The sequence below is a fragment of the Lysinibacillus sp. 54212 genome, from assembly GCF_036662795.1.
Lineage (GTDB): Bacteria > Bacillota > Bacilli > Bacillales_A > Planococcaceae > Lysinibacillus_B.
Genome location: NZ_JBAFWZ010000009.1, coordinates 63,367 through 77,992 on the forward strand (window position 1 = coordinate 63,367; position 14,626 = coordinate 77,992).

A 14,626-nucleotide genomic window follows, 5' to 3' on the forward strand; every position below is an offset into this window, starting at 1 on the left:
GAAACTAGTTTTCAATGAAATGTCTTGATAGATCAATTAGCAAGAGGCTGGGACAAAACCCGAAAACACCATTTTTCTCAACGAGAAAAATGGTGTTTTCTTAGTATGGAGAAAATTGATTTCCGTTCCGGGGACGCTTTCCGGGGGCACGGCCTGAGCCTGTAGTCTCAGGCGTCGTGCTGTTCCCCCAGGAGTCGCCCCTTCTCTACAATCAATTTATGAAGTAGCAAATTCTTACTATAGGTGTTCCTTGATTTCTATAAAATCTTTACTTATGTCCCAGCCTCTTCTTATGCTTCAGGTTGTGGCGCTGTGTATGTTGATAAATATGTTTTGGCATTAAATAGATTTTGTGTAGGAGAGCTTGAGGAATCTAACAGTGGTGCCAATCCATTAGTAAAGCTTTCAGATTTTGTCCAAACTTCAAAAGAAGCAGGTCCAGCCCATTGAGTAATCACGATATAAATTTCCGATTTAATTGGGCGTAGAACTCGGTAAGCAATGAGTGCATCATTCGATTTTAATGGTGCAATCGCTTGTTCGATCCGATTTTCGAATAGTGGACGAGACTCATCCATAACAGGCACATTATGAAACGCCCAAAATCCTCGCTGCTCGAAAGATCCCTCACCGTCAATAACCTCAAATTTTCGGGGTGTAGCGAAGACCGATTTTTTATTTGATTCATGTAGTGCAACAGAATTTCCTTGACCGTGTAATAAAAACATCGTTTCATTCTGATGTTTTCTCGTAAGTTTTTCCATAAACTCTGGTGTGCCAGATGTTAAATATAAATTCATATGGATTCCCTCCCTTGTATACTTTACTATTTCCATTTAAGCATAAGTAAAACGTATTTATTAAAAACGTTCAATAGAAAGAACAATTTTATGACATTTTGGTAAGAAAACTATACAATATGGGAGGGAAAGTTTATATTGAAAACGGATATCAATACGTTACAGAGAAAATACAATTATTTTTTGAGGGGAAGGTACTATTTTCATGAGAACGATTAACGATACATTGCTGCGTGCTGCACGTGGTGAAAGTACGGACTACACACCAGTTTGGTATATGCGTCAGGCAGGCCGTTCACAGCCTGAATACCGTGAAATTAAAGAAAAATATTCGCTAGAAGAAATTACAATGAGGCCAGAGCTATGTGCGTATGTTACTCGATTGCCAGTAGAGCAATATGATGTGGATGCAGCGATACTGTACAAGGATATCGTAACACCTCTTCCAGGAATCGGTGTAGATGTGAAAATTAAAGCAGGTGTAGGTCCTGTTATTTCTAATCCAATACGCTCAGCAGCAGATGTTGCCGCTTTAGGTGAATTTAATGCACAGGAGCATACACCTTATGTTTTGGAAACAATTAAAATCCTAACAGAAGAGCAATTAAATGTACCTTTAATCGGATTTGGTGGAGCACCATTTACATTAGCTAGCTATATGATTGAAGGCGGCCCTTCTCGCAACTATGCTAAAACAAAATCATTTATGGTATCACAGCCACAAGCATGGTTCGCATTAATGGACAAGCTTGCAGATATGATTATTGTTGATATTACAGCGCAAGTCGGGGCAGGAGCAAAGGCAATACAAATTTTTGACTCCTGGGTAGGCGCTTTAAATGTGGAAGACTATCGTATATTTATTAAACCTATAATGACTCGAATTTTTACAGAGCTTCGTCAATTAAACATCCCACTAATTCAGTTTGGTGTTGGGGCAAGCCATTTAGTAAATGAATGGCACGATTTACCGATTGATGTGGTTGGCTTAGACTGGCGCCTACCTATTCGTGAGGCGGGGGAGAAAGGAATTACGAAGCCCGTGCAAGGAAATCTAGATCCAACTCTTTTAATATCTGATTGGTCAGTGCTTGAGGCAAAAGCGAAGGATATTATTGACCAAGGCTTACAGCATTCAGGAGGTCATATTTTCAACTTAGGGCATGGTGTGTTCCCGGAGGTCGATCCTGCGGTATTAAAACGCTTAACAGCATTTATTCATGAATATAGTCGAGAACAAAAGGCGAAGCAGAAATAATTAATCGAACATTTAAATTATAATAACGATTAAATATTATTAGAGGTGATAGGGATGAAACCAGTACGTGGGTTATTAGTTATGGCATATGGAACGCCGTATAAAGAGGAAGATATTGAACGTTATTATACACATATTCGTCATGGACGTAAGCCATCTCAAGAGAGTATTGATGACTTAACAGAGCGTTATCGTGCAATTGGTGGCATTTCGCCGCTTGCTAAAATGACACAAGCTCAAGCAGAAGCGCTATGTGCACGTCTAAATGAAGTACAGGATGAAGTGGAGTACAAATTATTCATCGGCTTAAAGCATATTGAACCATTTGTAGAGGATGCAGTAGAGGCAATGGTAAATGAGGGAATTAAAGAAGCGGTATCAATCGTACTAGCTCCTCACTTCTCAACATTCTCAATCAAATCTTACAACGGTCGTGCACAAGCTCATATTGAAAAATTAGACGCTGAGCTTCAATTAACATCAGTAGAATCTTGGTATAAACAGCCGAAGTTTATTGAGTTCTGGAAAAATGCAGTGAACGGTGAATTAGCAAAAATGAGCGAGGAAGAACGCGCGGCAGCTTGCTTAATCGTTTCGAACCACTCATTACCAGAGAAGATTAAACTAGCAGGCGATCCGTATGAGGAGCAATTAGTTGAAACAGCACGTTTAATTGAGGAAGCTTCTGATATTGAAAACATAGAAATTGGTTGGCAATCCGCTGGTCAGACGCCAGAGCCTTGGCTAGGACCAGATGTACAGGATTTAACACGTGAATTATATGAGGAAAAAGGATATAAGGCATTTATTTATACACCAGTGGGCTTCGTTACAGAGCATTTAGAGGTCCTTTATGATAACGATATTGAGTGTAAGGTTGTTTGTGATGAAATTGGCGCTAGCTATTATCGTCCTGTAATGCCAAATGTCCATCCTTTATTCATTGATGCAATGGTAGATGCTATTAATGATAAATTAGTGAATTAATAAAGAGAGTGATGATGAGGGTGACATTAAAAAGACGAAAGGTCGTCGTGATTGGCGGTGGAATAACTGGCTTAACGGCAGCATTTTATTTACAACAAAATGCAAAAGAGCATAACTTGCCATTAGATGTAGTACTAGTAGAATCAACGCTACGTTTAGGTGGTAAAATTCAGACGCTACGTAAAAATGGTTTTATTATCGAGCGTGGTCCCGAATCGTTTTTCGATCAATGTGGGAGTGTTCGCCGTTTAGCTAGTGATCTAGGAATTGCGCACGAGTTAGTACACAATAATAGTGGACAAACCTATGTAGCAGTAGGTAGTGAGCTATATCCTCTACCGAACAATTTTATGTTTGGTGGATCGCCAAAAGTCTCCTCGATTATTACTACGGGTTTAATTTCTTTAAGTGGTAAAATTCGCGCTGCTGGTGATTTATTCTTACCAAAATCAACAGATGAAAAAGATGAGCCTATTGGTGATTTTTTTAGAAGGCGATTTGGCAAGGAAGTTGTGGAAAATCTAGTTGAGCCATTACTCGCTGGTACGTTTGCAGGTGATATCGATCATTTAAGCTTACGTGCAATGTTTCCACAGTTTTACCAGTTAGAGAAAGATTATCGTAGTTTAATTTTAGGGATGAAGAAAAAAGGAACAAGTATCTATGCATTTGATCAGTTAGATGGTGAGAGAATGTTTTACGGTACGTTCCATAATGGTCTTGAAACGTTAGTAGAATCGTTAGAGGAGCAGTTAGCCCCCAGTACGGTTTTAAAAGGCGCTAAAGTAGAGGGCATCGATAAATTGGCAGATGGCTCAATGAAAATTCATTTAAATAATGTATCACCGATTCAGGCTGATGCTGTTATCATGACGACACCATTTAATGTGGCAAAAGGAATACTTCATAAGTATGATGTTATGCAAAGTTTGCCCAATATGAATTCAGCCACAATTGCTACTGTTACGATGGCATTTAAAAAGCAGCAGATGAAAAAGTATAAGGATGCGATGAACTTCTTTGTATCTCGAAATAGTGATTTTGCTATTACATCCTGTACATGGAGCAATCGAAAATGGGATGATGTTGTACCAGATGGCTATGAATTACTACGTGTATATATTGGTCGTGTTGGAGACGAGGCAATTGTCGAGCTGTCAGATAGTGAAATCGAAAAAACGGTGCTACAAGATTTGCAAAAGGCAATTGGATTACAGGATGCACCGCTATTTACGGTCGTTACACGCTGGAAGCAATCTATGCCCCAATATACGGTAGGTCATGAAGAGCGTCTAGATCATCTAAAGCAAGAGCTAGAGAAGCAGTTCCCTCATATAAAGCTTAGCGGGAGCTCATATGAAGGTATTAGTGTGCCAGATTGTGTCGTGCAAGGGAAAAATGCTGCCTCTGAAGTTCTAGCAACCATTTTTGAAGAGCAATATGAAACTGTGTAGAGGATTAATTTGAAATCTTCTACACAGTTTTTTTATCATTTTTACGGTCTTGTAAACTTGTTCACAATATTTCCGTAGTAACTTCATTACAATTTCACAATTGTGAAGTACGATTAGGAGGGGGTGAAATCTATTGAAAAAGCTCTATATTACAGTGTTTGTATGTTGTTTATTGTTAGTAGGCTGCTCAGGTGATCGATTTACGGCAATTAATCCGCATCAGAATTTTATTGCGTCTATCAATATTTTACAACCCTCTATTACGTTCTTTGATCAGCAAGGGGAGGAACTAACAACTTGGAGCTTTGAACGTGCATATACAGGGGGAACATTAATTCAAAAGGATCGCATCTTACTGTATGGTCATCAATTGTCAGAAGCACATCTTTATGAACTATCCACTGGAAAGAAAGTCGCCACAATTGAGACAGGTATAGGAACAACTAATGCTTATTACGATAAGAGTGAGAAGAAGTTTTTTTTAACAAATAGCAAATCGAATAAAATTACGAGCTATGATTTGCAGGGCAACAAATTACATGATCAAAAACTACATAATTATCCAATGTCGATGACAGCCTCCAATGGACTTCTCTATGTAGTGAATTATAAAGATACTGTACTATCGGTTGTTTCGATGGAAGATTTGCAGGTAGTCGATGAATGGTCCATAGAAAAATCCTCCCATGGCATATTAATTCTTGAGGATAAAGGTGTAGCATGGATTGGTGGTCATGGAGAAGGAAATCGCCCAAATGAAACAATTGATGTGTATAATCTGGAAAGTGGAGAAAAGACGGTAGAAATTGCATTGCCTCTAATGCCCGTTGGAATCGCACAAAATGGTAAGGAAGTAGCTGTCATTAGTCACGGGGAAAATAAACTGTATGTGACAAACGAAGATGGTGATATACAGTGGCAAGCAAAAATAGGCGCAAATCCATTTTCCGTTGTCTATTTTCAGGAGTATATCGCTGTAGCTGGCTATGACGATGGAATGGTTTATTTTGTAAAGGATGGGAGAGTCGTGAAGAAAATGACTACAAGTGAAGGTCCGTTTCAACTGATTGTGAGGGAGGATTAAACATGACAACTGTATTAATTGTAGACGATGAGCAGGATATGCGAAATCTTATAGAAGTAATGCTAGTAAAATCGAATTTCCAAGCAATAACAGCGGGAAATGGTGCAGAGGCTTTTGCCCAATTAAGTAACCAATCCGTTGACCTTATTTTATTAGATGTGATGATGCCTGGCGAGGATGGGTTCCAAGTATGTAAAAAAATTAGAGAAACGTCATCGGTACCAATCATTTTTTTAACGGCAAGAGATGCCAATGAGGATAAAGTAAAGGGCCTTACAATTGGCGGAGATGATTATATTATTAAGCCATTTACAGTCAGTGAGCTAGTAGCGCGGATTAATGCGGTGCTACGTCGTACAGGTGCTATTACACTTGAGGTGGAGCAAAAGTTTTTAGTGCGCGGTCTTATTAAGCTAGATGAGGTGTCTCGCAAAGTACTCGTAAATGATGTACATGTACCGCTCACATTGAAGGAATTTGAGCTGCTTCATCTATTTATGCAAAATCCAGATAATGTATACTCTCGTGAGCAACTGCTAGAGCGTATTTGGGATATTGATTATGCAGGTGGTACACGAACAGTTGATACACATATAAAAACGTTGCGCTTAAAGCTAGGAAAGCCAGCAAAGGAAGTAAGCGATTATATTCAAACCGTCTGGGGCATAGGCTATCGCTTCGAGAAATGTAAATGAAAACATTTGGAAGTAAAATTTGGGCACTCATCTTATGTTTTTTAATACTTACAATTGCTTTTATGTATTTATTTACAGATTTTCTATACGATCAGCTCTATGTTGAAGACTCAGAAAGATCAATGATTGAAATAGGAGAAAAGCTCCAAACGATATATAAGGGTGGAGAAGTAACGGATGAGCTCATTGTAAAGATTGAGGATTATAACAGCTATTCAAATATCAATGTATTTGCAGTGCGTAATCCACGAGAGTTAAGTGCCTGTGTACCATTTGATATTGATTATGATTCATTAATCGGTCCGGATGAGCGGCATAAGTTACTAGCAGGCGAAGCAATAACGAAAATCGGATATGAGGAACGTTTTGGTCGCCAAATTATTTCTGTTATTTTACCTTTTACAGATGAAAATAGACTAGAGGGTATTTTATATTTGTACTATCCGCTTGCAAAAATAAGTGAACTTGCGAATAAAGAGGTCGTTCTTCTCATTGCGGGAGCATTTGTATTTATCCTAATTGCTGGCTATTTTGTTTTTAAAGGCTTACGTCATATTATGCGCCCGCTGCATTTATTGCAGGAGGCTGTTGAGCAAATGTCCAAGGGGGATTATAGCGCAAGGGTAGCCGTTGCGTCGAAAGATGAGATCGGTCAGCTATCAAATGCCTTTAATCGGATGGCCGAGGCGATTCAGCACGAGGATGAGGTTCAAAAAACATTTTTAGCAACCGTTTCACATGAGCTACGAACGCCGATTAGCTATGTAAAAGGCTATAGTGAGGCCATTCAAAATTCTTTTCTTGAAGAGGACAAAAAAGATGAGGCGATTGCGTTAATTGCGCGAGAGGCGAATCGAATGGAGCGTTTAACAAATGAACTGCTACAGCTTGTTCGAATTGATAATGAGCTTCAAGAGGTTGTACTCTATCCAATTGTTCTTGCAGAAACAATTCGAGATGTGACGAATTTATTGGCCGCTGAGGCATTGAAAAAGGAAATAACATTAAATACTAGGCTTGATGAAGAGTTAATTGTAGAAGCAGATGAGGAAAAGCTAAAACAAGTGTTTATTAATCTTATTGAAAATGCAATCCGATATTCTAATGATGGAACATGTATTACAATAGAAACGAGTAAGGTTGGCAAGTTTGCTCGGATACAGGTAATCGATAAAGGGATCGGGATACCTGCTGCCGATTTGCCGAAAATTACAGAGCGCTTTTATCGAGTGAATAAAGCAAGAAGCCGGGCAGATGGTGGAAGTGGACTCGGTCTTTCTATTGTCGATAAGCTAGTAAGGCAGCATTTCGGTCAATTAACAATTGAAAGTGAACTAGAGAAAGGGACGACTGTCACAGTACAGCTCCCATTAATGGAGGAATAGTGATGAAAAAGTGGTTATTAAGCTTAGCTGCAACAGCTGTTATTGCTGTCGGTTGTACACAGGAGCCTGAGGTTGATACGGTTGGTGCTGTACCTGAGGAGATCATTGTAGAAATTTTAACACCTACCGAGACGAATGCCAATGAAACGTTATCTCTAGAGGCACATGTAACTCAAGGTGGAGAAAATGTAAATGATGTAGATAGTGTGCAATTTGAGATATGGGAATCTGGCTTACGAGAAGAAGGGCAAATGCTTGATGGTGAGTTAACGAAGGATGGTGTTTATAAAGCTGATGTCGTATTAGATCGCGATGGAGTGTATTATATGTATGCGCATACGACTGCGCGCGGATTACATGTAATGCCAAAGCATAAAATTGTAGTCGGTCATCCTGACATGAGTAAGGTGCTGGAAGATAATAGCACAGATTCGATGAACCATTTTAATGAGGATGCTAGTGGTGAAGAGGAAGAAGAAGGCCATGACCAATAATTAGTTGAAGGGCACTCTCATAGAGTGTCTTTTTTCAATGAAGACAGAAAAAATCCCGAGTATTGAGCGTACTCGGGATTTTTTAAAGTTGTAAGCTTTATATAATTATAGTTCACCAAATTATAAGATGAAGTATTCGCTAGTAATAAAACGGAGTATTAAAGAGAGTTACATTTTTCACAATTGTTGCTGTAGCACTCACTTTGTTCTTCGATTTTGTCACCGCATTGAACACAAACTTTATCTGGTAAGTTCTTGAAAAATTCAACTACATTTTCTAACATTGTGGAAAGCCTCCTTTTCATAAACTGTTATATTACTGTTTCGATATTAGTCATTGTATTATAACAGTTTATTTTCGTCAACACAAAACGCCTAATTTAGGGTAAAATAATTATGGACATTTTGTGAAGGAGTGAAATGGATGTATTTCATCGACAATAAAGGTATTACAGATCCACGTATTAACCTAGCTATAGAAGAATACGTGCTGAAAAATATGGACATAGAAAAAGACGACTATTTACTTTTTTACATTAATCAGCCTTCCATTATTATCGGAAAAAATCAAAATACAATCGAAGAAATTAATACAGATTATGTTGAGGATAATGGAGTGATCGTTGTACGTCGCTTATCTGGTGGTGGGGCGGTGTATCATGATTTAGGAAACTTGAATTTTAGCTTTTTAACGAAGGATGACGGAAACAGCTTCCATAACTACAAAAAATTCACGCAGCCAGTAGTAGATGCACTTGCAAAATTAGGCGTCAATGCAGAATTATCGGGACGTAATGATATTTTAGCAGAAGGTCGTAAAGTTTCAGGAAATGCACAGTATGCAACTCGTGGACGTATGTTTAGTCATGGTACACTAATGTTTGATACAGAGATTGATGCGGTAGTATCTGCACTTAAAGTGAAAAAGGACAAGATTGAATCGAAAGGTATCAAATCTGTACGCTCACGTGTGGCAAATATTGCTGAATTTTTAACAGAGCCAATGACTGTGGAGCAATTCCGTATGGAAATATTAAAATCTATTTTTGGTGGCGAAGAAGAGATTCAATACTATGAGTTAACTGAACAGGATTGGGAAAATATTCATAAGCTTTCGAAAGAGCGTTATCAGCAGTGGGATTGGAACTATGGAAAATCTCCACGCTTTAATATTCAAAAAACACATCGCTTCCCATCTGGGTCCATCGATATTCGCCTTGAAGTCAATCGCGGGAAGATTGAAGAAGCGAAGATCTTTGGTGATTTCTTTGGAGTCGGTGAAGTAGCAGAGGTGGAGGAGCTGCTTGGTGGCTGTAAATATGATCGTAGTGCCATTGCAGAAGTGCTTCAATCCATCGACATTTCCAAGTATTTTGGCGGAGTAACGAAGGAAGAGTTCCTACAGTTAATTTATTAATACAGTTTGGAGTGTGCTCAAGAGGATTTTTTGAGCGTACTCCTTTTTTAGTGTAAAATTATTGACAGTATCAATTTAAATGGATTTGAGAGGTGATAGGAATGGAAAAGCACCGAATTTACATTGTTGAAGACGATATGAAAATCGCTTCGTTATTAGCAGAAACATTAAGAAAATATCAATATGAGGTTGCGACTGTACAATGCTTTGATAACATCATCGAAGAGTGCACAAGCTTCAATCCTCATCTTGTGTTATTAGATATTAATTTACCTACGTATGATGGTTACTATTGGTGCCGTCAGCTTCGTCAGCATACGACGTGTCCAATTTTATTTATTTCAGCACGGTCTGGCGAGATGGATCAAATTTTTGCACTTGAAAACGGTGGCGATGATTTTATTACAAAGCCGTTTAATTATGAGATCGTGTTAGCTAAAATTCGTAGTCACCTTCGCCGTACATATGGCGAATATTCAGCGCGGCAGGAAGAACGAACAATAAAGCAAGGACAGCTTACATTATATTTAGAAAGAATGGAGCTGCAATTAAAAGATTGTGTTATTCCGTTACAGAAAAAGGAGTGCATTATTTTAGATTTGCTTATGGGCAATGCACCAAAAGTTGTAACGCGTGACCAATTGCTAGAGCAGCTCTGGGATGACCAAGCGTTTGTCGATGAAAATACACTTAATGTGAATATGACACGTGTTCGGAAAAAGCTTAGCGATTACGGTGTCCTGTCGTTTATTGAAACGATGCGTGGGGCAGGCTATCGTTTCGTGCTCAGCGCGGAGGAAGCTTGATGGGCTTAAAATTATTTATAAAAGAACATTTTACATTATTACTGATGCAAGTTTTAATTACCTTAATCATGTTGTTTCTTTATTGGCTTGATGGTTTTCGAAATATAGAAACGGCCCTGTACTCAATTTTTATGAGTATAATGCTGATCACTTCTTATTTAGTTATTCGGTATATGTTGCGTCGCAGGTACTTAGAAAAAATCACCAGTCTACCGAAAGTGATGGATGATGCGCTACAAAAGAGTGCAAAAACAGCTGAATATTTTGAAACAGAAAAATACATGCACGAGCTGTATCGACTGTATCAGCAAGAAGTTCAATCGCTTTATGTAAGCCAAACGAGACAATACAAGTTTATGAACCAATGGATTCATCAAATGAAAACACCTATTTCAGTGCTAGAGCTCTTACTACAAGAAGAATCACTTGATAAAAAAAGTGTTCAGGAGGAGGTAGAGCGAATTAAGGGTGGCCTCGAAATGGTTTTAATGCAAGCAAGGCTAGAAAATTTCCAGGATGATTTACAAGTAGAACGAGTAAACCTAAAAGGGATTGTAACGTCTACTATTAATGAAAATAAGCGACTATTCATTACAAACCGTGTATTTCCAGAGATAAGTATTGACGAGGAGCTTGTTGTAATGAGTGATTCAAAGTGGCTGAAATTCGTAATTGTTCAGTTCATTACAAATGCTGTTAAATATACTTTTGAAGAAAATAAGAAAATATTTATAGAGGCGAATCTGATCGAGCAAGGTATTAGCTTGCGTGTAGTAGATGAAGGAATTGGCATACCGAAATCAGATTTATCCCGTGTGACGAAGGCATTCTTTACTGGGGAAAATGGACGTAAAACAGGTGAATCTACAGGGATGGGTCTTTATATAGCCCAAGAGATTTGTCGTAGGTTAGGTCACGAGCTACATATTTCATCTGAAATTGGCATCGGTACGACTGTAAGCATTATTTTTCATCAGTAACCATTAATGGGAGTGATTAGATTGGAGAGGCTTCAATTTGAAGAATGGGTTTTAAAGGTAGATATATCTAAAACAAAGGAAGTATATAGCACTATTCATTTCAATAATGAAGTGCTCGAATGGTTAAACTATATACAGGTTATTAGCTTGAGTGAACCAGAGTTGTTTGATTTTTTTAATCGGTTTGGCATGGATATGCTAAAGCCAAGCCAGCTTTCATACCATAGGGTGGATGAAAATACGATGATGATGTACTCAGGTAGCTACCATGTTTGTGGAGAACTACTAGTAGGAGAAATAGATGGCTGGGATGTTGTGATCGGCAACCATTGTTTTTCGATTACTGAGGACTTTGAAGCCATTCCAAATCAAATGCAAGGTTCTGTAGTGGAAATTAGCTTTGAAGCGGTTTTACCATGGATATTAGATATACCAATACACGCTAAATGAGGAGAACGCATGTCAATACTACAAATACATGAAGTAACGAAGGTTTATGAAGGAAAGGTAACAACTCGTGCCCTAAATCAATTAAGCTTTGAAGTAGAAAAGGGCGAATTTTTAGCGGTTATGGGTCCTTCTGGTAGCGGCAAAACGACATTGCTTAACTTAATTTCAACGATAGATATGCCAACAAGTGGGGATGTCGTTTTTGATGGAATACGGCCCCAGAGCTTAAACAGTACCGAGTTAGCGTATTTTAGGAGACGTCAGCTCGGTTTCGTCTTTCAGGACTTTAATCTGTTGCCCATGCTTACGGTCGAGGAAAATGTAATATTACCATTAACGTTAGATGAGCAACCGATAGCTGTTATGGAAGAGCGATTAAATAATTTAGTGGATAAGCTGGATTTAAGGCCCATTTTAAATAAACGACCAAATGAAATTTCTGGTGGACAAGCGCAGCGAACGGCTATTGCACGAGCCTTAATTCATGAGCCCTCAATCATATTAGCAGATGAACCGACAGGGAATTTAGACTCAAATGCTTCACGAGAGGTTCTGGAACTACTAGCTCAAATAAATAAGGAAAGACAAGCAACAATCGTGATGGTCACACATGATCCGATAGCTGCTAGCTATTGCAACCGTGTGCTGTTTATAAAAGACGGTGAATTTTTCAATGAAATATACAGGGATGATCGTAGGCAGACATTTTTCCAACGTATATTAAATGTTTTAAGTTTGTTAGGGGGACAAGTAGGTGACTTTTCAGCAATTCGCTTACCGTAATGTCTTTCGAAACTTCCGAAATTATGCGGCTTTTTTTATGGCAACTTTTTTTTCAGTATTTGTATTCTTCTTGTACTCTATGCTGATGTTTCATCCTGAGATAGAAGATGGATTCCTAGGAGAAATGTCGCTTGTAGGCATGGTGTTTGCAGAAATTGTTCTTGTATTGTTTTCATGGTTTTTTATTTTTTATTCAATGAAGGCTTTTTTAGAGGCTAGATCGAAGGAATTTGCCATCCTCCTTCATTTAGGAATGGAAAAGCGGCAGCTAGGCAAGCTGTTATTTTTAGAAACGATGATAATCGGTACGCTTTCCAGTGTAGTCGGTATCATATTTGGGTTTGCCTTTTCAAAATTATTTTTTATGATTGTGCGTGAAATTTTAAGCTTAGAGGATTTACCGTTATACATTTCATGGGAGCCGTTCGTACTGACGCTATCAGTATTTATGAGTGCATTCGTTATCATTTCAATCGGCAGTGTTATGTATCGACCAGAGCTGAAGCTAAATTATTTATTAAAAGGCCGACGCTATGTGGAGGTAACGGACAATTATTCACGGTTTAGTGCAATACTAGGCATTGTGTTGATTGTAGTGGGTTATATACTTGCGTTAATTACGACAAGAACAACCTTATTTACATTTACGCTGTTCATCCCGGTTTTGGTGACATTTGGAACCTATTACTTTTTTACAGATTCAATATTTTTTATACTATCGCTTTTAAAGGGCAGAAAAAAATTATATTGGCATAAGTCTCGAATGCTTTCAATAGCTGAACAAGCGTTTACCATGCGGCAAAACTCTAAAATGTTTTTTGTCGTTTCGATGGTTTCTACACTCGCTTTTTTATGTGTTGTGTTGTTATCAGCACTCTCTTCCTATACAACTCAATATGATAAGCTCAATCCTTTAGGCATCATATATAAAGGGCATGTTGATAACCCTTATGAGGCGACACATGTTTCTTCATTAATACAGGAGTTGGAGGAAAAGGGGTTTTCATATCATATCACGAGATTTGAAGTGAAAAAGCAAACATCGCTCCAAACATCAAACGAAGTAGAGGTTTTTCGTGAGACCGATATAAATCGCCTCTTATTTTCATATGGCTATCCACTTATTCGGATTGATTCTGGAGTTGGGTTATTTATTCCGTACTCTGAGGATTCTATAAAGTCACTCTCGGATATAGAAGTAGAAACCGTACTAGTAGAAAATGATGTGCCGATTACGATAGATGGTGTGTATCCAGAAATTATTTTCCCAGCGTCTATTATTAGCCGAAACTCGATCATTATTAGCGATGAGGATTTTGCACTTTTGACTGAACCACTCAATCCGGAAATGAAAGAAGTGCCAAGCTATCATTTATTTGCATTTGATATCCCCCATTGGGTGGAAGCAAAAAATATAGGAATTGAAATACAGCATGCAGTAACAGATGAGTATGTGTCGAGTGGACATTATTCACTACCGTTTTATTTTGAGAATGCAGGTTTAAATTATTCTTATATACTAGCAACATACTCGTTATTTACACTAGTAGGACTTTTAGTGGTGGCTGTATTTCTACTCGCTGCTGGGAGCTTTGTGTACTTTAAGCTCTATACGAATTTAGAGAGAGAGAAGAAGCAATTTGATGTATTAAAAAGAATGGGCTTAACAGATGTAGAGCAAAAACGCCTTATTAGTCGCCACTTATTTCCGCAGTTTTTCATGCCTTGGGTTGTAGCAATTAGTCATAGTGTGTTTGCGTTTATTGCCCTGCAGTCCATTTTGAAAGATATGATGAATTTATCAATTGTGAAAGAAATAGTATTCGCTTTTTGCTTTTTCTTTTTAGTGCAATTCGTCTATTATTATTTAATTCGTTGGCGTTATATCGCTCATGTACGTAATTAGTTCCTTGTGCATAAAGCAGATAAAAATATCATTTTCGAATGATAAAAAGTAATAAGTTACAATTCACCCATTGTTTTCTTAATATATTTAATTTATAATATTAAGAAAATGAATAGTAGTTCATTTT

General features: G+C 38.1%; 15 protein-coding genes. 13 read left to right on the forward strand and 2 right to left on the reverse strand.

Annotated elements, in window-relative coordinates; translation table 11 throughout:
* Window positions 1-290: 290 nt before the first annotated feature.
* Window positions 291-800: an antibiotic biosynthesis monooxygenase family protein gene (locus tag V4T18_RS08270; RefSeq protein WP_332648568.1), complete on the reverse strand. Its 510-nt coding sequence runs from the start codon at window positions 798-800 to the stop codon at window positions 291-293.
* A 205-nt stretch (window positions 801-1,005) separates the two neighbouring features.
* Here V4T18_RS08270 and hemE point away from each other — a divergent pair, with 205 nt between their 5' ends.
* The 7 genes from hemE (at window position 1,006) to V4T18_RS08305 (ending at window position 8,157) form a co-directional block, all read left to right on the forward strand.
* Window positions 1,006-2,058 (forward strand): uroporphyrinogen decarboxylase, encoded by a 1,053-nt coding sequence (gene hemE / locus V4T18_RS08275; RefSeq protein ID WP_332648570.1) that lies wholly within the window; start codon window positions 1,006-1,008, stop codon window positions 2,056-2,058.
* A 54-nt stretch (window positions 2,059-2,112) separates the two neighbouring features.
* Window positions 2,113-3,045: a ferrochelatase gene (gene hemH / locus V4T18_RS08280; RefSeq protein ID WP_332648572.1), complete on the forward strand. Its 933-nt coding sequence runs from the start codon at window positions 2,113-2,115 to the stop codon at window positions 3,043-3,045.
* An 11-nt stretch (window positions 3,046-3,056) separates the two neighbouring features.
* On the forward strand, window positions 3,057-4,499 hold the full coding sequence (gene hemY, locus V4T18_RS08285; RefSeq protein WP_332648573.1) for a protoporphyrinogen oxidase: 1,443 nt from the start codon (window positions 3,057-3,059) through the stop codon (window positions 4,497-4,499).
* Window positions 4,500-4,632: 133 nt separating this feature from the next.
* Window positions 4,633-5,583 carry a YncE family protein gene (locus V4T18_RS08290; RefSeq protein ID WP_332648575.1) on the forward strand — a complete coding sequence of 317 codons (951 nt, stop codon included), beginning with the start codon at window positions 4,633-4,635 and terminating at the stop codon, window positions 5,581-5,583.
* A gap of 2 nt (window positions 5,584-5,585) precedes the next feature.
* The gene (locus V4T18_RS08295; protein ID WP_332648577.1) at window positions 5,586-6,278 is read left to right on the forward strand and encodes a response regulator transcription factor; all 693 of its coding nucleotides are present in this window, start codon (window positions 5,586-5,588) and stop codon (window positions 6,276-6,278) included.
* A complete protein-coding gene (locus V4T18_RS08300; RefSeq protein ID WP_332648579.1) occupies window positions 6,275-7,663 on the forward strand; it encodes a sensor histidine kinase in 1,389 nt (462 codons plus the stop codon). Before V4T18_RS08295 ends, V4T18_RS08300 begins: the two co-directional genes overlap by 4 nt.
* A gap of 2 nt (window positions 7,664-7,665) precedes the next feature.
* Entirely contained in the window at window positions 7,666-8,157 is a 492-nt protein-coding gene (locus tag V4T18_RS08305; RefSeq protein WP_332648582.1) for a FixH family protein, read from the forward strand.
* 158 nt (window positions 8,158-8,315) lie between these two features.
* Here the strand turns inward: V4T18_RS08305 and yhfH are convergent, their stop codons facing one another.
* On the reverse strand, window positions 8,316-8,441 hold the full coding sequence (gene yhfH / locus V4T18_RS08310) for a protein YhfH (RefSeq protein ID WP_332648583.1): 126 nt from the start codon (window positions 8,439-8,441) through the stop codon (window positions 8,316-8,318).
* Between the two features lie 140 nt (window positions 8,442-8,581).
* Between yhfH and V4T18_RS08315 the strand changes: the two genes are divergently transcribed.
* The 6 genes from V4T18_RS08315 (at window position 8,582) to V4T18_RS08340 (ending at window position 14,499) form a co-directional block, all read left to right on the forward strand.
* Entirely contained in the window at window positions 8,582-9,574 is a 993-nt protein-coding gene (locus tag V4T18_RS08315; RefSeq protein WP_332648585.1) for a lipoate--protein ligase, read from the forward strand.
* A 101-nt stretch (window positions 9,575-9,675) separates the two neighbouring features.
* Window positions 9,676-10,380 carry a response regulator transcription factor gene (locus V4T18_RS08320; RefSeq protein ID WP_332648587.1) on the forward strand — a complete coding sequence of 235 codons (705 nt, stop codon included), beginning with the start codon at window positions 9,676-9,678 and terminating at the stop codon, window positions 10,378-10,380.
* Entirely contained in the window at window positions 10,380-11,360 is a 981-nt protein-coding gene (locus V4T18_RS08325; RefSeq protein WP_332648589.1) for a sensor histidine kinase, read from the forward strand. Before V4T18_RS08320 ends, V4T18_RS08325 begins: the two co-directional genes overlap by 1 nt.
* 21 nt (window positions 11,361-11,381) lie before the next feature.
* Entirely contained in the window at window positions 11,382-11,810 is a 429-nt protein-coding gene (locus tag V4T18_RS08330) for a hypothetical protein (protein WP_332648591.1), read from the forward strand.
* Between the two features lie 9 nt (window positions 11,811-11,819).
* Entirely contained in the window at window positions 11,820-12,593 is a 774-nt protein-coding gene (locus V4T18_RS08335; RefSeq protein ID WP_332648593.1) for an ABC transporter ATP-binding protein, read from the forward strand.
* Window positions 12,565-14,499 carry an ABC transporter permease gene (locus tag V4T18_RS08340; protein WP_332648595.1) on the forward strand — a complete coding sequence of 645 codons (1,935 nt, stop codon included), beginning with the start codon at window positions 12,565-12,567 and terminating at the stop codon, window positions 14,497-14,499. Before V4T18_RS08335 ends, V4T18_RS08340 begins: the two co-directional genes overlap by 29 nt.
* The last annotated feature ends 127 nt before the right edge of the window (window positions 14,500-14,626 follow it).